This is a genomic window from Pseudomonas fontis, assembly GCF_028656955.1.
GTDB lineage: Bacteria > Pseudomonadota > Gammaproteobacteria > Pseudomonadales > Pseudomonadaceae > Aquipseudomonas > Aquipseudomonas fontis.
Genome location: NZ_JAMDGY010000007.1, coordinates 52,012 through 69,027, shown reverse-complemented (window position 1 = coordinate 69,027; position 17,016 = coordinate 52,012). Strand labels below are relative to the sequence as shown.

The window sequence follows — 17,016 nt, the reverse complement described above, 5'->3', positions numbered from 1 at the left end:
AGAACTAATACATGGCAAATGCAAAAGGTCAACAGATTGGTAAGAACCAAGGCAAAGGCGTTACCGATGCGGACAAACTGGCTAACTTTCTAAAAGTTTTCGGTGGTGAAGTTCTGACTGCTTTCATGCGTCGGGCTGTAACCATGGACAAACATATGGTCCGTACCATTCAAAACGGTAAGTCCGCTTCGTTCCCGGTTATGGGCCGTACTGCTGGTTACTACCTTGCAGCCGGTGAGAACCTGGATGACAAGCGTGGCGATATTAAGCATGCCGAAAAAGTTATCACCATCGACGGCTTGCTGGCTTCGGACGTTCTGATCTTCGATATTGAGAACGCCATGAACCACTATGATGTTGGTGCTGAATATTCGGCTCAACTGGGCGAGGCTCTGGCTATCGCTGCGGACGGTGCTGTATTGGCTGAGATGGCTAAGCTGTGCAACTTGCCAGCCGCTGCTAACGAAAACATCGAAGGCTTGGGCACTGCGACCGTTCTCAAGATCGGCTCTAAGGCCACTCTGGAAGCTGACGCCGAGGCACTGGGTAAAGCGATCCTGAAGGCCCTCACCGTTGCCCGTGCGAAACTGACCCGCAACTATGTGCCTGCTCAAGATCGTAAGGTCTACACCAAGCCTGAATACTACAGCGCTATCCTGGCCGCATTGCTGCCTAACGCTGCTAACTTCTCGGCGCTGACCGATCCTGAAACTGGCAACATCAAGAACGTGATGGGCTTCGAAATCATCGAAGTGCCACACCTGACTGAGGGCGGCGCGGGTGATGACCGTCAAGGCACCAACCGTAAGCATGCCTTCCCTGAGACCACTGGCGGTGACGTACAGGTGGCCCTGGATAACGTGGTCGCACTGTTCAACCACCGTTCGGCTGTGGGCACCGTGAAGCTGAAGGATATGGCTCTGGAACGTGCCCGCCGTCCTGAATTCCAGGCAGACCAGATCATTGGTCGCTACGCAATGGGCCACGGCGGTCTGCGTCCAGAAGCTGCGGGTGCATTGGTTTTCACAGCGGCCTGACCTCAGTAACTGGCGTAACGCTAAGCCAAGCGACCATGACTCTCCAAATCGGAAACTCTAAGTCCCTGACGGCTACCGTTGCGCCCGCTGAGGCCACTAATACTTCTGTCACATGGAAGTCCAGCAATGATGCTGTGGCTACTGTGAGTTCTGCGGGAGTCGTTACGGCCGTTGCTCAAGGAACCGCTGGGATTACATGCACAACTGTAGATGGCTCTTTCTCTAAGAACTGCGCAGTGACTGTGCCCGCTGCCTCCTAAAACCACCTAAAGCCCCTCATCCCGTTTTCTTAAAGGGTTAGAGGGGCTTTTTGTTTCCTGCAATTAACTTCAGGAGGGCCATATGGCAAGCCTCGAATCATTCATTGAGTCCGACGATGAGTTGTCAGCAGTTAACGACATGCTTGCAGCTATTGGCGAGTCGCCTGTTAGTTCCCTGGAAGGGGACCCGAACGCCGATGTGGCTAACTGTCGTCGCTTACTCAACCAAGTAAATCGTGAAGTCCAATCTAAAGGCTGGGCTTTCAATATCGAAGAGGACGCAACGTTAACCCCTGATAGTTTTTCGGGGCTCATTAACTACCTCAGCGATTACCTGAAAATCACAACAGGTAATTATTCAAATCGTGGTGGGTTCCTTTACGACCGCGCGGCGAAGACCGATGTATTTACGGCACCCATAACTGTGTCTCTGGTTCGCCTTCGGGAGTACCAAGAGATGCCTGAGTGTTTCCGTTCTTACATCGTCGCTAAGGCATCCAGGCGTTTCAACATTCGGTTCTTTGGGGCCGGTGAGATTGAAGGGTCCTTACAGGAACAGGAGGCAACCGCCTGGGCTGAGTGCCAGGAGTACGAACTTGATTATGGTAACTACAACATGCTCGATGGTGATGCATGGACTGGTGGCCGAATCTCCCGTTAACTAATAACAAGGAGGTCACTGCATGGGTCTTGTTTCCCAAAGTGTTAAGAACCTTAAAGGAGGTATATCGCAACAACCGGATATTTTGCGTTTCAGTAACCAAGGCAAGCTTCAAATCAACGGGTGGTCCTCTGAAACTGAGGGCCTACAGAAGCGACCCCCGACCACCTTTGTGAAGCGTTTGGGTGCTGTCGGAATGTTCGGGGCGAAACCTCTTATCCACCTCGTGAACCGTGATGCATCCGAGCAGTATTTCATGGTGTTCACAGGGCAGGGCGTTGAAGTCGCTGACCTCAAGGGGAACCGCTACAGCGTCCGGGGCTACAACGGGTATGCCAACTGTGAGCATCCTCGGAATGACCTGCGGTTAATCACCATCGCTGACTACACGTTCGTTGCCAACCGCAACAAGCTGACCGCAATGAAAAGCGCGCGGACCCATGCTGACTACGGTTCGATGACGCGGCGCTGTGTAATCAACGTTCGGGGTGGTCAGTACGGGCGAACCCTGAAGATACTCATCAACGATATTCAACTGGCAATCTTGAAGATGCCCGTGGGTGACTCGGTGGTGACCAATCCGCCCCAGGTGGAGCAGACAGACGCCGGATACATCGCTACTCAGATGGCCGCACAGATCAACACCAACGGTGTTCCCCATGGGATTACCGCTCAGGCCGGTCAAGGTTGGATCGTGGTGACAGCCGCGAACAACAACATCAAGACCGTGAAGACCGAGGACGGTTACGCTAACCAGTTGCTCAACTCGTTCATCTATCAGGTCCAAACGTTCGGCAAGCTGCCTGCGCAGTGCATTGACGGATACCTCGTGGAAATCACAGGGGAGGCATCGCGCACCGGGGATAACTATTGGGTCCGCTTCGACGCGGCAGGTCAGGTGTGGAAGGAGACAGTAAAGCCGGGGATCATCACAGGGATTGAGCCGACCTCAATGCCTCACGCCTTGGTCCGCGCTGCTGACGGCCAGTTCGATTGGAAGGTCCTAACGTGGCCCGACAGAACCTGTGGGGATGACCTGACGAACCCAATGCCTTCGTTTGTGGACGCGACGATCAATGACATTTTCTTCTTTAGGAATCGCCTCGGCTTCCTCTCGGGTGAAAACGTTGTGATGTCGCGTACCTCGAAGTATTTCAACTTCTTCCCGGCCTCTGTCAGCTCCATCAGTGACGACGATCCTATTGACGTAGCGATCAGTCACAACCGGGTGAGCATCCTCAAGTACGCCGTACCGTTCTCTGAACAGTTGCTGCTGTGGTCTGATCAGGCTCAGTTCGTTCTGTCCTCTCAAGGGATCATGTCGACCAAGACGGCCCAGTTGGACCTCACCACAGAGTTCGACGTGAGCGACGGAGCGCGGCCTTTTGGCATCGGGCGGGGTGTTTACTTCGCTGCACCACGAGCGGCCTACACGAGCCTCAAGCGTTACTACGCGGTACAGGATGTGAGCGACGTGAAGTCGGCTGAAGACATCTCTTCACACGTCCCAAGCTACCTGCAAAACGTGATCTATCACATCCATGGGTCAGGCACTGAAAACTTCGTCTCCATCCTCTCGGACACCGAAGAGAACAAGGTTTACATCTACAAGTTTCTCTACCTCAAGGAAGAGCTGGTGCAGCAATCGTGGTCGCACTGGGAGTTCGGTATCAACAACCGGGTCCTGGCCGCTGACTGCATTGGCTCCTACATGTATCTACTCAATGAGCGTGTGGGTGTAGGTATGTGCCTTGAGCGTATCGAGTTCACAGCGGACACCGTGGATTACATGCAGGAGCCTTACCGCGCCTATATGGACATGAAGAAGCTGATGATGCCGACGCGGTACGACGAGGACTTGAACGAGACCTATGCAAGTCTCAGCGACATCTACGGGGGCGTCCCTGATTCCCTTTCAGTGTTCTACACGCTGGACCCTAAAGGCGTCTTAGAGCGCCACACCTCGGACAACTGGAACGTAGACGACCGTATCAGGTTCGTCGGGAATCGCATGGGCACGACTTTCATCATCGGCCATGAGTACGGTTTCCAGTATGAGTTCTCGAAGTTTCTCATCAAGCAGACAGCGGATGACGGTACGACCAACACCGAGGACATCGGACGCCTTCAGCTACGCCGTGCCTGGGTCAACTACGACTCTTCCGGTGCCTTTGAAATCAACGTGAACAACGGGTCTTCCCAGTTTGTGTACGTGATGGCAGGCGGTCGCGTGGGTACTGAAGCGGTACTTGGCGGGCTCACGCTGGGCACTGGGCAGTACAAGTTCCCGGTGACAGGTAATGCCAAGGTTCAAAGCGTCACCCTTTCGTCCTATGCGCCGGTCCCCCTGAACATCATCGGGTGTGGCTGGGAGGGCAACTACATGCGCCGTTCAAGCGGCGTGTAAGGAGATAACAAACACAAGGAGGAAAAATGTACAAAGTGAAAGCAACGGAGGCTGACCTTCGAGCCGCCGCCAACGATTTATCCCCTGGCGATCTTGCGGAGTTCCGAGCGCTGCATGGGGATGCGAAGTGTCCTGTTGAAGTTCTTACTGACGCCTTGGACGCTACGACACACGCGATTAAATGCGGAGCCCTCGTGCTGGCCGTGGGTGGGCACGGGAACGGGATAATTTGGTTCGTGACAACCAACGTGGTCCATATGCTGACGCGGTCCCAACGGTTCCAGTTCTACCGCATTCTCAAAGAACACTATCGCTCGCTTGAGAGTATTCAAAACTTTCAATATTCGAACTGCGTATCCACTGCGAACCATGCCCATATTCGGCTTTTGGAGTCCTTAGGCGCGACGTTCGCCAAAGAGAACTCAATGAGTCCAGCAGGGTTTCAATTCAAACAATTTTGGTTATAGAAGGAGGATCGCTTTATGTGTGACCCGACTGGCGGTATCGCCACCGTTGCCATTATCGGTGCAATGAGTGCGGCAATGAGTGCATCTGAAGGCGCCAAGATGAAGGGCCAGATGACGGACAACGAACGTAAGTCTCAAAACGAAATCGTGAAACAAGCCAACTTCGCCGATAACGACGCAAAGCTTGCCTCTGTGGACAAACACGATGAAGCGCGCCGTCAGCTCACAGAGGTGAACCTACAGGCCCTACGGAACCAAGGGACCATCAATGCTGCTGTGGGTGAGTCTGGTCTTGCAGGCAACTCAATGGACCGCATCAAGAACTCTGTAGCCAACGATGCGTCGGCGCAGAAGATGAACATTACCGAAAACTACGAGCGGGACTATCAGGCGATCTTTGCGAATCGCGTGGGTAGCTCTGAGAACGCTAAGGCCGCTGTGCGTGGTGCAGGTGGCAAAAACTACAAGGTGAACAACATCGCCAACGCCCTGAATATCGTGACTTCCGGTGGGAGTGCCTACATGGCTGCTGGTGGGAAGGTTGGTAAGGGAACGGCAGCAACAACACCACAGGGAGGTAAGACAGCGTAATGGCTAATGAAATTGCACAGGCACTGGGCCAATCAGCCCAAACAACAGGAGGCCGTCAAGGCTTCCGTCCGGGGTCGGGTACAGGCTATCAGGCTGCCCGCATAAGGCCTCAAACCACGGACACCTCTCTTGGGGATGCCATGCGGAACTTCGTGAAAGCTGGCGGGGATGCCTTTGCTTCCTATGCGCAGAACCGTAAGTCCCAGGCCGATGAACGCTCGAACGAAATTATCCGCAAGCTAACTCCTGAGCAGCGCCGACAGGCAATCGGGGAGGGGACTTTACTCTATGCAGATGACCCGGATGCAATGCAGCAACTGCGCCTCAAGTCGGGCCGCAACGCCGCCTACGAGGTGGACAATGAGGTCCAGACGGAAATCCAGAAGGGGACCTTTCGAACCCGTAAAGAGCTGGATGAATGGCGCCAGACTCGCATGGAACAGAAGGCTAAGAATTACGCGGAGATGGCGGGCATTGATCCCAATGACTCCATGTACCAGCAGGGTTTCAACTCAGACATCACGCAACGAAACGCAGCCGTCTACGACCTGCATTCGCAATTCCTCTCGAAGAACCTTGAGACCCAAGCAGTCCTTGAGACACAGGCTGACCTACAGCCGATGTTGGATGACCCAAAGATCCTGGGGAACCCTGCAAGCGCGGAACACTTTGCGAGCTACTTCAATAACAACTTGAAGACTGGTGTGTTCCCAAGTGACGGCCATGCAGTCCAGGCACTTCAACGAGTGGCCTCAGCGGCTGTAGAGAAGGACGGCGGTGTGACGCTGCTGGACAACCTGGGAGACAAGACAATCAACGTCTACGGGGGCCAGCGTAAGGTCTCCGATTTGTTGGGTCCTGAGATGATGGACAACCTGAAAATGAAGGCCGCTACGTCCACCTATACGCGCAACTCAAAGCGCAACGAAGAGTTCGAGCTGGGCCTTGCGAACGCGGTCCATCAGGCAGACCCCGCCGCTGGCTGGCAGGCTCTCAACAAGCTTGAGCAGGGGAACGACTGGATTCAGACAGGCGAGCAAATGACGCCTCAACGTCAAAAGCTGATCGACGCGAAGAAACAGATGATTGCTAAGGTCGCCCAGGACTCACAGGCGGGTCTCTTGAAGTTGCAACAAGCAGCCCAGGCAGACAACCGTCAGGCTGTCATTGATGACGCTTACACCCGCCGAATGAGCCAGGAGAACGTCGCGGTATCCCCCAAGTTCCTCCCAGTGAATGCCAACACCGGGGAGTTCAAAGAGAGCGACATGGCGACCTATGCGGCCAATAAGCTGAATCAGATCAACGCTATGTCTATCCCCGAAGAGAGTAAGTCCGCAATGAAGGCTGCGTTGCTTCGCGCTGACTACGACAAGGGGCCGTTTCAAGAGAACTTCAAGACCCTCTTAACGGACGCCTCTCGGGAATGGCAGGGAGCCTTGCTTAACCCTGAACCGACCGAGGACATGCCACGCCTGAAGGAGCTTCAAGCTGCCTATCAGCAAGATCCTTCAACCATCGCCCAGCTCTTCCCGGATCAAGCGGGCCTCCTTGAAAAGCTTCGGTATTCAGCGGAATCGGGGATTGATCCACAAATCCTGATAGACGCCGAGAAGTCCAAGAAGGGGCTCAGTAAGGACGAGTCTAAGTTTCGAGATGAGCAGTGGTCTTCGGTCAAGAATGACAGCGGCTACAAGGAACTGAAGTTCATCCCTGGGCAGTTCGAGAGCCAAGCCCGTCAGGTATTCGATGCGGTGACGTTGCGGTCCGGTGACTCCAACGAAGCAGCAAGTGCAGTCTCGGAGTACCTGAAGAAAACCGCTGTGTCGTTCACTGACGACAAGGGCACCTTCAGCTCGAACAGCTTCCACGGGATGGTCAGTAAGCGGGACCTCATGACGGACGTTAACGATGTCACTTCCTGGGAGACCGGCAAGTCGATCATCGACGAAACCATGCAGAACCTTCGTAAAGACGCTGACTGGGGAGCGGGTGGCCTAACCGTCACAGCGACCCAAGGCAACATCATCATTCAGTCCCTCACCGGGCGCCGACTCCGAATCAGTAAGGACGCTCTTGGCAACCTTGCGCGGGATCGTGCTGCACAGCAGAAACAAGCGGCCTTCGACAAGAACGTGAAGTCTGCCCAAAAAGATCAAGAGCTACATGACCGGTACATCCTCGGAGGTGCCCGCAAACAATGACCTAATTAAAGGAGACCTCTATGAGTGACGACTATGAATCCGTGAAGGCCAAGGGCACACCCTACGATGCCTTGATTCGACAAGAAGCTGACCGCAACGAAATCCCTTACGAGTTCATGCACAAGCTCATCTACAACGAGTCGAGCTTTAACACCGTTGCTAAGTCCCGCACGGGCCCACTCGGTCTCGGACAGTTCACAGAGTTGACCGGTAAGGCTTACGGCCTGATGACCCCTGAAGACCGTATGGACCCACAGAAGGCAGTCCCTGCGATTGCTCGTCACCTCAAGGACCTCAAAGGTGCCTATCAGGGCGACTTGCTGAAGGCCGCTTTGGCATACAACCAAGGCCAGGGCCGTTTGGGCTCCCCTCAGTTGGCCGCACTGGATCAAGGTGACTTCACCAAGATCAGTCCCGAGGGTCAGAACTACATGCGCAAGCTGCTGGACGTGTCCGGTGATTCACCTTCCCGCCAATGGTTCGATGCCCAAGGAGTGACCAATCCCGGTATCAACCCAAAGGCCCAAGCCGTCAGCTTTGAGGATGCTACTCGGGGTGTGACGGCAGGCTCTAAGGTCCGAGTGGGTCAGGACCTCCCTCAGTTGGGCAATATGAATCTGGACGGTGGCACAGCCCCTCAGACTCAACAGGACTTCATCACCCTTGAGAACCATATTAGAAAGCCCGAAAAGGGCACCTTCGAGGGGACAGGAGATGCTACAGCGGCCTCCCTGGCAACTTCACCACTGGCCTCTCTGTTTCGGTACGCCACTCAGGAGGACCATGACCCGCTGGACTGGGTGAACCCAAGCGATAACTCTCAGTGGACCGCTGACGATTACGACATGATTCGTAAGGAGGGTGTGGACCCTCAATACTTCAGCTTCGTGCAGGACTACGCCAAGGGCAAAAGGGCCAACCTTCCGAACGCCATTGCGATGGCAAAGGAGAACATGGCCTATGAGCAGCGCATTGCTAACGCTGGGACAGGCGCTCAGATTGTCGGTGGGTTTGCGGGTGCCGGTCTGGACCCTCTGACCTACACGCCTATTCCAGGGACAACCGGTGTGCGCCTCATCTCTCGGGTTGCTCAAGGTGCGATGTACTCGGGGGCTGCTGCTGTTGCCTCTGAGGGCCTACGTGAAAACATCACGGGAATTGAGGGACACTACGGGACAGCTCTCGTGGGTGGTGCATTGTTCGGTGCCGGTGCTACAGCCCTGTTTGATAAGGCGCTGAGGGCTGCACCGCTTGAGGCTCCCCGCGTAGATGTTCCAGACGCTGACCTTGAGTCTATCCTTGCGCGACACGGTGAGTCGGCCTTACCGAATGAGCGCTTTGACCTGCATCCTGATATGGAGCCTGATTTGAACGACTTCGCGGGGCCGAGCATTCGCTTGGAGGCCCGTGAGACCGCTCGCCAGTTGGGTCAGGATGATCCTTCACGGTTCCCATGGTTGGCCGGTGAGGAACCCAAGGAAGCCTTTGGGGTGACCTATGTTGACCACCCTAACGAGCCTGGGGCAGTGCGCTTGCAGGACGGTTCAATCCTGTCTGCTGACAATCCGCTGAACCCTAAGACCCTTCAGGACGCCATGGAGGTTATGCCTGATGACCGTGCAGCCCGAGGGGTGACGATGGGCGGCTTTACCGAGATTGGCTATACGCTGAATCGCTCGGAGAACCCTGAGATTCTGGCTATCGGCAATCAGTTGTTCCGGTCTCCTACAGGGACCATCAGCGGCTCTAATGGGAAGTTCGGGGCTACTGCTTCGGACATCATTGAGCGTATCCGGGGTCAGGACCATGTGACCTACAACAAGATGTCTGATGAAGTTCTTGAGGCGATCAAAGACCCAAGCTATGCGATGACTGACGGCGGTCGGCAAGCTCACATTGAGCGTGCTTTCAGGCGTGTCGCTGAGGCCACTGAGGACCTTTCGGGTTCCAAGGCGGCGCAGCTCACAGCCGGTGAGAAGAAGCTGATGGATACCGTTAAGGCTCACTACGACCGTAAGGCTGACTACCTTGCATCGCCTGCACAGTTCGGCAACAAGAACGCCCGTGCGGTTCTTTCGGGGACCCGTCACGCTGGCTCGTACATTCCAAACGTCTACAGCTCAGCTGCGAAGAACCTGAACATCCAACGCTTTGGCGGTGCTGATGGTCTGCGAGATGCCATTAAGGAATCCTGGCTTGCTTCGTATGCCGCACGGCCTCACGTAAAGACCCGTGTGGACACGCACCTGAAGGAACTTGCGATTGCTGAAGGGCGTGTCTTGGAAGACAAGGACCTTCCCGCCGCTGTTGAGCTGTACGCCAACAACAAGGCTTACGGCATTAGCCACTCTGACCAGTTCGACAGGGCGTCTCTCGTGGATAACAGCCCCGAAGGACTCACAGGTGTGGAGAACAACAATTTCCTTGAGGGCCGTCACTTGTTCGATTCGGACATGTCAGTGCCCCTTAGCGATGGCTCGCAGTTCTCTGTGAATGACCTGCGTGAGTTTGACCTGGCGCGCATCACCCTAAGCTATGACCGCCGTGTGAACGGTGACATTGGGATCATGGGGGCCACTGGGAAAACTACGAAGGAACTGAAGGAGCAGATTGCAGCGGTCAAAAAGGGCAACGGTACAGCCCGTGAGGTGAAGGCTCTACAGGATGCCCTACAGATTCTTACAGGCCGTGCCCGAAGAGACCCCGAAGGCGCCCTTGCAACCGCTTCCCGTGCCCTGGCAGATATGAGCTTCTTCGCTAAGAACGCCTATATGGGTGTGCAGTCCATCACTGAGGTTGCTGCAATGGTGACTAAAGGGCACACACGGATGCTCCTGAAGGGCGTCCCGCTGCTCAAGGAGATGACCGCTTGGGGCTCCAAGATCAAGGCAAAGGACCTTGCGGACATGCACTCACTGGTCTTCGGTCGGGAGCTGGATAACCACATTCGGCCAACCCGTCAGGACATCGTTCAGCGTCTTCGAGAGCAAGCGGATACAAACCCAATGCTTGCCCAGGTTGTGGGCTCACTGAAGTACGGTACACAGGAGCTGTCAGCGTGGTCCCCGTTCACCAAGTTCCTTACTGAGTCCTCTAACTACATCGCAGATGCGGGGCGTTCAGGGGTTCTTTCGGACTTCGTGAATCATGTGGTTGACGGTCGGGCCTCGAAGCTCTTTGAGGACACGCGGTTGAAGTCGATGTCGATCACCCCTGAGCAATTCAGCGGCATGAAAGACCTGATTAAGACCTACGTGAAGAAGCAACCTGACGGGTCCTACAAGATCACCGATAGAGCCGCCTTTCAGCGCGACCCCCGTACCATGGACCTGTGGCGTATGGGCGACAAGATTGCCGACGAGACGATCCTACGACCACACAAGCTGTCCTCTGTAGACACCGAGGCATACGGCGCAGGCGTCAAGATGGCGATGCAGTTCAAGAACTTCACCATGCGCTCTGTTAACTCCCGACTTATCCGTGGCTTCCACGACTCCACTAAGAACGGTCGGGCTATTGATCAGACCATGCAGGCGGTTATCTCTACAGGCTTGGCGGTTTCGGGCTACGTGGCGATGAAGTACAGCCAAGCAGCGGGGATGCCCAAAGACCAGCGTGAGAAGTTCTTACAGCAATCCCTTGACCCCAAGATGCTGGCCTATGCGGCTCTGTCCCGTAGCTCACACATTGGGGCACCTTTGGGGTTGGTGAATATCGTAGCGGCACCTTTGGGCTTCGAGCAGGCGGCAGCTGTGCGCTCTTCGATTCTCCCAAGGGGTCCCAAGGAACAGCGTCCTCAAGGGGCCATGAAGTACTCCCCGACAAAATCTGATGGATTCACGGGGTTCCTTGGCCGGGTGTCCGAACAGGTTCCAGCAATTGGGACTGTGGCAAGCGGATATCAGGTGGGGTTCAACTCAATGGGCGCTGTTGGTACGGACTCGCGTAGAGCAGACCAAGAGTATATGACCGGCGTGTTTAATGGCCTGCGTGGTCTTGTGCCTAATGACCCGGTTTCCCAAAAGCTGTTGCTCATGGTGATGGAAGAGCAGGGCGTCGAGATTCGCTGAGAAATAACCTCCCGCTAAAACCCTCCACTATAAGCAGATGTCTCCACGAGTCTGCTTCCGTTCACCTATAAAAACTCAAGGAGGACTTAATGGCCGCTCCAAAGACAGTCCTTACGTACCCGCTTAACGGTGCGCAAAAGGACTTTGCAATTCCCTTCGAGTATCTTGCGCGCAAGTTCATTACCGTGACCCTTATTGGTAAAGTGCGGAAACCCCTTACGCTGAATTCAGATTACCGGTTCACTTCTCGTACCAATATCACGACCACAAAGGCGTGGGGGCCGGGGGATGAGTTTGAAAGTATAGAAGTCCGCCGAGTTACATCCGCAACCGAACGTCTCATAGACTTTTCTGATGGTTCTATTCTGCGGGCCTATGATTTGAATACGGCGCAATTACAGGCCCTTCATATTTCTGAAGAGGCTCGTGATATTACTGCTGACACTATCGGGGTTAATAACTCTGGCGATTTGGATGGCCGTGGCCGGAAAATCGTAAACGTGTCTAATGCTACTGAGGATGGCGATGCGGTAAGTTTCCGGCAGATAAAAAATCTTGACCAACAGCACCGTTTCCTAACGCCCAAAAGCTCACCGCCCACATTGCGGGATGACGGAGGCGCGCTTCAGGTCGGTGATCGATTTTTATTGATTACTGATGGCATTGAGTACATTTACAAGGTTGGCGGTATGTGGCAGGCATCCAATCTTGATAGTGACATCCTCGCATCTGTTGAGCCAGCTATAGCAGGAGCTGCAACAGTGGGTAATGCGGCAAAGGTCGTCAACGCCTCCCAGCATGCTTGTATTGAGGGAACTGATATAACTGCTGCGTTGAATTCGGCGGCGAGAAAGGCCGATAGACTGCGCTGGCCCTTAGTACTCGATATTGACCACGCCTATCTGACAGGAGACTTTGAGCCTCCTCTAAAATTCCACGGTAACTACTGCACCCTATCCGGGGGGCGGGTTGTCGGTAATCGCTTGAAGCATCTGCAGTGGGATGGCTTAACTTGCTCTGAGCTGTTGCTGTCTGGTGTATGGCATGCCAATGTAAATAACTTCAATGTGTTGGGGCGTTGGACAGTAGACGGTAACGATTCTGACTTTGGTTCACTTTGGAATACATTTAATAACGTTCGATGCGGTCAGATCATTCTTGATGTGCGCTATCAGGCAGTTAATCAAAATCAGTTTACAAACTGCATGGGCAATACTCCCGGTGTTTACGGCTTGCTAATTACAGATGGTGGCGCCGCAACGTCACCTACTGGTGGTGTAATGGAGGCGCATAACAATGTGTTCCAGGGGTGTGATTTTTCACATTCAAAGGGATGTTGGAACGATATTAAGGTGCGTAATCACGACAATATACTGATCGGCTGCTACTTTGAACGCGGCGCGATCCCCGTAGGCCGTTGGATTATCATGGGTTGTCAACTCGACGGTTCGACCATTCCGCTCGTACCTTCTCGCTCTCATGTGTTCGGTATGACCGATGTGAGTCCAGCCACTTCTGGAGACTCGTTGAGTCTGACAGCGACCAACCTGTGTAAGGGAGGGGACTGGACTGTACGTAAAGGCGGGAAGCCCGTGGGGTTCAGCTCCACGGTGCCTGGCGCGGGTGCTGTGGTAGTTTCTGATTTTGTAACGCCGTGGGGCTATCAGGCCGTATACGGCGGTAGGGCCACTAATGGCTATCAAACACTATCAGTTGATTTTAAAAGTCCTACCGGGAAGTTTAGCGCTGTAGTGTGGATGTACCTGCCTGACGGTGATTTCCCAAAAGCTGTCTCTGTTGTTAGTGATGGTGCCGAATCTTTCAGGGGCGCTGAAATGGTTCCCGAAAGACTTGGCGTTTATTTGTTTCGGGTGTCGGGGGATGTTACGCCTAACGTGCAATCCTCAATTCGCTTCTATCAAACCCTAACGCAAATTTCATCCGGGAGAATGTACATCGGTGCGGCTTTTGTAAGCCCTATGAAGGCCGCTATTTATCCGTCCTTTCCTAATGCTGTCGAGCATGATACTGCTATCGACTCGGCGGGTGTCGAGCGTAAACGTGGTGTCCAAGCTGTTAAGTACTCCACTGCGAGCGTCCTTGATGTTCCTATTCGGTTTGCGCAGAACTTCGATGGGCCAGCCTCTTCACTAATCCCCCAGTATTCACTTGAGGTGGTATCTGACTACGGAGGTAACTTTCAGAAGTCATTTATTAAACAGGGCTCCGTATCCACTTCTGGATTTGATGTGAGAATCATCGTTGGGGGCACCGGGGAATTTGCAGGGGCGATACGTTGGAGTTGCACAAACTGATATTCAAAATTTAAAGGAGCCGTAATGATCGAGCTTAATTTTAACGAGGGGGTGGTAAGAGCCACTCCTGTTGTCGCGGCGGCTGGTGCTGATGTAGCAAGCCGCTTTGCGGGCTTAACAATGTCCGACTGGTTCTATGCAGCGGCCATCATCTATTCACTTACTCAATGCGCCGTCTTAGTCTACAAGACTGTGAAGGGGGTCCAAATAAAACAGGAGGGTTAATGTCGCAATCCATTCTCGAACAACTACTTGAGGCAATCGACACAGAGACCGGTAAGAATCTATTGCGGGACCTAAAGAATCCCGAGTTACGAACCCCTCAACTGTACAACGCCATCGGCAAGTATCTCGACCGTCACAAGTTCACCATCGCTAAGTTGCAACCTGATGAGTCCCTCTTAGGTGACTTGGCGGCTGCGCTTAACGAAGTCCCCGAGTTGACCGACGAAGAACTCTACGGTCCAGCAACTCAACACTAAGGAGCCACAACCATGACATCCCTTACCAAGGGTCTCTTGGGGCTTCTGTGTGCCTGTCTGGTAGTCCTTGGCATTTACTTCAAGGGCTATCACGACTCTGACCAGAAACACCTCAAGGAGGACGCTGAGACAGCTTTAGTCTACAGACAGAAACAGGAGGAAGAACGTGAACTATCTCAAAAGGCGTTGGCAGATATTTCTTTGCAATGGCAAGCGTACCTTGCTGACCAGTCAAAACTGGCTCAAGGGACTATTGATAGGCTGCGTAATGATGGTGTCAGCCTGCGGGTCAAACTTGCAGATGCAACAGTGCGTTCAGTCACAAGTGCAGGTAGACCCGTCCCTGATGGTTACGCCGACTTATCAGAAGAAACTTCTCGATTCCTTGTCGAGCAAGCCCAGCGATGTGATGCCCAAGTAACGGGCTTACAAGGAGTAATTAAAGAACTGCAAGGGAGTAAGCAAATGATCATTAATTTTAAGGAGTACCGTGACAAGAAAAGAGAACAAGCTAAAGCAGAAGCTGAGCAAGCAGCCCTGGCTCGGATTCGGGAGCGCGCTAAACAGGTGAAGTGGCCGGGTGATCCTGAGTGACCCGAACTGTTCGCACTGGCGAGCAGGACATAGCGTTAATGAAAAGGTCCTTCGTGGCCTTTTTGTTTGTCCTGTGGCGCGCTCTAAACCTCCCTAAGCCCACTAAGTGCCAGATCGACATGGCACGTACCCTCAGCGACGGAAAGCAGCGACGGTTCATCCTGCAAGCCTTCCGAGGCATCGGCAAGTCCTTCATTACGTGCGCCTTTGTGGTCTGGAAGTTGTGGAACAACCCACAGCTGAAGTTCCTCATTGTGTCGGCCTCGAAGGAACGGGCAGACGCCAACTCCATCTTCATCAAGCGAATCATCGACCTGCTTCCGTTCCTTGCTGAACTGAAGACAGGACCCGGCCAACGGGATAGCTCCCTGAGCTTCGATGTGGGACCGGCCAAGCCCGACCACTCGCCCTCTGTAAAGTCTGTAGGTATCACCGGCCAGCTTGCGGGTTCCCGTGCTGACATCCTCATCGCGGATGACGTTGAGGTCCCGAACAACTCCGCTACACAGTCCGCAAGGGATCACCTGGGTGAACTGGTAAAGGAGTTCGATGCGATCCTGAAGCCGGGTGAGGCATCCACCATCATCTACCTGGGCACGCCCCAAACAGAGATGACCCTTTATCGTGAGCTGGAAAATCGTGGCTATGTCACCACCATCTGGCCTGCGAGATACCCGAAAGACCAGAAAGACCGTGAGAGCTACGGCCATCGTTTGGCACCAATGATTGCTAACGAGCTGGAAGCAGACGGCACCCTTTACTGGAAACCTACAGACCCTGTGCGCTTCGATGACACCGACTTGCGGGAACGTGAGCTGTCATATGGCAAGGGGGGCTTCGCTCTTCAGTTCATGCTTAACCCGAACCTTAGTGACGCCGAAAAGTACCCGCTGAAACTGCGTGACTTCATCGTTGGGCGTTTCAGTCTCGATACTGCCCCTACGACCTTGCAGTGGTTGCCTAACGGTAACAACGAAGCCAAGGGCCTTCCTAACGTGGGCCTCAAGGGTGATCGTTTCCACCGCTACGAGACTGTAGGTCAGGCGTCTGCACCTTACTCCGCGAAGATCCTTGTGATCGACCCAAGCGGACGCGGTAAGGATGAGACCGGCTACGCGGTCCTCTACATGCTCAACGGCTACATCTTCCTGATGGACTGGGGTGGATTCCGTGGTGGCTACGACGACAAGACCTTGCAGGCCCTGGCAGACATCGGCAAGCGCTTCAAGGTCAACGAGGTAATCATTGAAGGCAACTTCGGTGATGGCATGTACGTGAAGCTGTTCAGCCCTGTGATGACCCGTACGCATCGTTGTGCAGTCACTGAGGTGAAGTCTAAGGGCCAGAAAGAGCTACGCATCTGTGACGTGCTGGAGCCTGTGCTTGGCAGTCATAAGCTCGTGGTCTCCGAGGATGTCATTACGCGGGACTATGAGACTGCTCTGAACATCGACGGGACGACTGACATCAAGTACAGCGGTTTCTATCAGCTCTCAAGGATCACTAAGGAACGGGGCTCACTGGCCCATGATGACCGACTTGATGCTCTGGCAATCGGCGTTCAGTTCTTCACTGAGGCCATGGAGAAGGATTCTGAGGTTGGAGCCTCGGAGATGCTGGAAGAGTACCTAATGCATCACATGGAAGACCCGCTTGTGGGCTTCGAGGATCACCGGCAGATGATGATTGGTGACGTAATGATGCAGTACGAAACAGACGGAACGACCACCAACTATATGGGGTGGTGATTACTTACAGGGGCCTTCGGGTCCCTTATTTTTCAGTTTTGCCAGGGCTACAGACCACGTCCTGCAAGGGCTCCAAAAGCACCCACTATAACCATAGGGAGGCTTAAAGTTACTCTCTTAGAGATGCCTCTAAGACCTCCTGTGTGGGTGGTGGTTATCGCCATCTACCACCTTCTCTAT

At 54.0% G+C, this 17,016-nt stretch carries 13 protein-coding genes; all 13 read left to right on the top strand.

Going from position 1 to position 17,016, the window contains the following annotated elements; genetic code table 11:
- The first annotated feature begins 11 nt into the window (after positions 1-11).
- The 13 genes from M5G11_RS01525 (at position 12) to terL (ending at position 16,836) form a co-directional block, all read left to right on the top strand.
- On the top strand, positions 12-1,037 hold the full coding sequence (locus M5G11_RS01525) for a major capsid protein (protein WP_273911877.1): 1,026 nt from the start codon (positions 12-14) through the stop codon (positions 1,035-1,037).
- Positions 944-1,297, top strand: coding sequence for an Ig-like domain-containing protein (locus M5G11_RS27475; protein WP_420793878.1), 354 nt, complete (start codon positions 944-946; stop codon positions 1,295-1,297). Before M5G11_RS01525 ends, M5G11_RS27475 begins: the two co-directional genes overlap by 94 nt.
- Before the next feature lie 82 nt (positions 1,298-1,379).
- Positions 1,380-1,958: a hypothetical protein gene (locus tag M5G11_RS01520; RefSeq protein WP_273911878.1), complete on the top strand. Its 579-nt coding sequence runs from the start codon at positions 1,380-1,382 to the stop codon at positions 1,956-1,958.
- Positions 1,959-1,980: 22 nt separating this feature from the next.
- Positions 1,981-4,365, top strand: a complete 2,385-nt coding sequence (locus M5G11_RS01515; protein WP_273911879.1) for a phage nozzle protein — start codon at positions 1,981-1,983, stop codon at positions 4,363-4,365.
- 26 nt (positions 4,366-4,391) lie between these two features.
- Positions 4,392-4,832, top strand: coding sequence for a phage protein Gp13 family protein (locus M5G11_RS01510; protein ID WP_273911880.1), 441 nt, complete (start codon positions 4,392-4,394; stop codon positions 4,830-4,832).
- A 15-nt stretch (positions 4,833-4,847) separates the two neighbouring features.
- On the top strand, positions 4,848-5,423 hold the full coding sequence (locus M5G11_RS01505) for a virion core protein, T7 gp14 family (RefSeq protein ID WP_273911881.1): 576 nt from the start codon (positions 4,848-4,850) through the stop codon (positions 5,421-5,423).
- Positions 5,423-7,627 (top strand): hypothetical protein, encoded by a 2,205-nt coding sequence (locus M5G11_RS01500; RefSeq protein ID WP_273911882.1) that lies wholly within the window; start codon positions 5,423-5,425, stop codon positions 7,625-7,627. Before M5G11_RS01505 ends, M5G11_RS01500 begins: the two co-directional genes overlap by 1 nt.
- Positions 7,628-7,647: 20 nt before the next feature.
- Positions 7,648-11,697 (top strand): transglycosylase SLT domain-containing protein, encoded by a 4,050-nt coding sequence (locus M5G11_RS01495; protein WP_273911883.1) that lies wholly within the window; start codon positions 7,648-7,650, stop codon positions 11,695-11,697.
- Positions 11,698-11,786: 89 nt separating this feature from the next.
- Entirely contained in the window at positions 11,787-14,012 is a 2,226-nt protein-coding gene (locus M5G11_RS01490) for a phage tail fiber domain-containing protein (protein ID WP_273911884.1), read from the top strand.
- Positions 14,013-14,036: 24 nt separating this feature from the next.
- Entirely contained in the window at positions 14,037-14,237 is a 201-nt protein-coding gene (locus tag M5G11_RS01485) for a phage holin family protein (protein WP_273911885.1), read from the top strand.
- Positions 14,237-14,494 carry a DNA packaging protein gene (locus M5G11_RS01480; protein ID WP_137271131.1) on the top strand — a complete coding sequence of 86 codons (258 nt, stop codon included), beginning with the start codon at positions 14,237-14,239 and terminating at the stop codon, positions 14,492-14,494. Before M5G11_RS01485 ends, M5G11_RS01480 begins: the two co-directional genes overlap by 1 nt.
- A 12-nt stretch (positions 14,495-14,506) precedes the next feature.
- Positions 14,507-15,088: a lysis system spanin subunit gene (locus M5G11_RS27730; RefSeq protein ID WP_273911886.1), complete on the top strand. Its 582-nt coding sequence runs from the start codon at positions 14,507-14,509 to the stop codon at positions 15,086-15,088.
- Between the two features lie 38 nt (positions 15,089-15,126).
- A complete protein-coding gene (gene terL, locus M5G11_RS01470) occupies positions 15,127-16,836 on the top strand; it encodes a phage terminase large subunit (RefSeq protein WP_273911887.1) in 1,710 nt (569 codons plus the stop codon).
- Positions 16,837-17,016: the final 180 nt, after the last annotated feature.

Bases quoted from the DNA above. Each gene is read 5' to 3' on its own strand.
- M5G11_RS01525 (WP_273911877.1), top strand. From the start codon at position 12: ATGGCAAATGCAAAAGGTCAACAGATTGGTAAGAACCAAGGCAAAGGC.
- M5G11_RS01520 (WP_273911878.1), top strand. From the start codon at position 1,380: ATGGCAAGCCTCGAATCATTCATTGAGTCCGACGATGAGTTGTCAGCA.
- M5G11_RS01515 (WP_273911879.1), top strand. From the start codon at position 1,981: ATGGGTCTTGTTTCCCAAAGTGTTAAGAACCTTAAAGGAGGTATATCG.
- M5G11_RS01510 (WP_273911880.1), top strand. From the start codon at position 4,392: ATGTACAAAGTGAAAGCAACGGAGGCTGACCTTCGAGCCGCCGCCAAC.
- M5G11_RS01505 (WP_273911881.1), top strand. From the start codon at position 4,848: ATGTGTGACCCGACTGGCGGTATCGCCACCGTTGCCATTATCGGTGCA.
- M5G11_RS01500 (WP_273911882.1), top strand. From the start codon at position 5,423: ATGGCTAATGAAATTGCACAGGCACTGGGCCAATCAGCCCAAACAACA.
- M5G11_RS01495 (WP_273911883.1), top strand. From the start codon at position 7,648: ATGAGTGACGACTATGAATCCGTGAAGGCCAAGGGCACACCCTACGAT.
- M5G11_RS01490 (WP_273911884.1), top strand. From the start codon at position 11,787: ATGGCCGCTCCAAAGACAGTCCTTACGTACCCGCTTAACGGTGCGCAA.
- M5G11_RS01485 (WP_273911885.1), top strand. From the start codon at position 14,037: ATGATCGAGCTTAATTTTAACGAGGGGGTGGTAAGAGCCACTCCTGTT.
- M5G11_RS01480 (WP_137271131.1), top strand. From the start codon at position 14,237: ATGTCGCAATCCATTCTCGAACAACTACTTGAGGCAATCGACACAGAG.
- M5G11_RS27730 (WP_273911886.1), top strand. From the start codon at position 14,507: ATGACATCCCTTACCAAGGGTCTCTTGGGGCTTCTGTGTGCCTGTCTG.
- terL (WP_273911887.1), top strand. From the start codon at position 15,127: ATGAAAAGGTCCTTCGTGGCCTTTTTGTTTGTCCTGTGGCGCGCTCTA.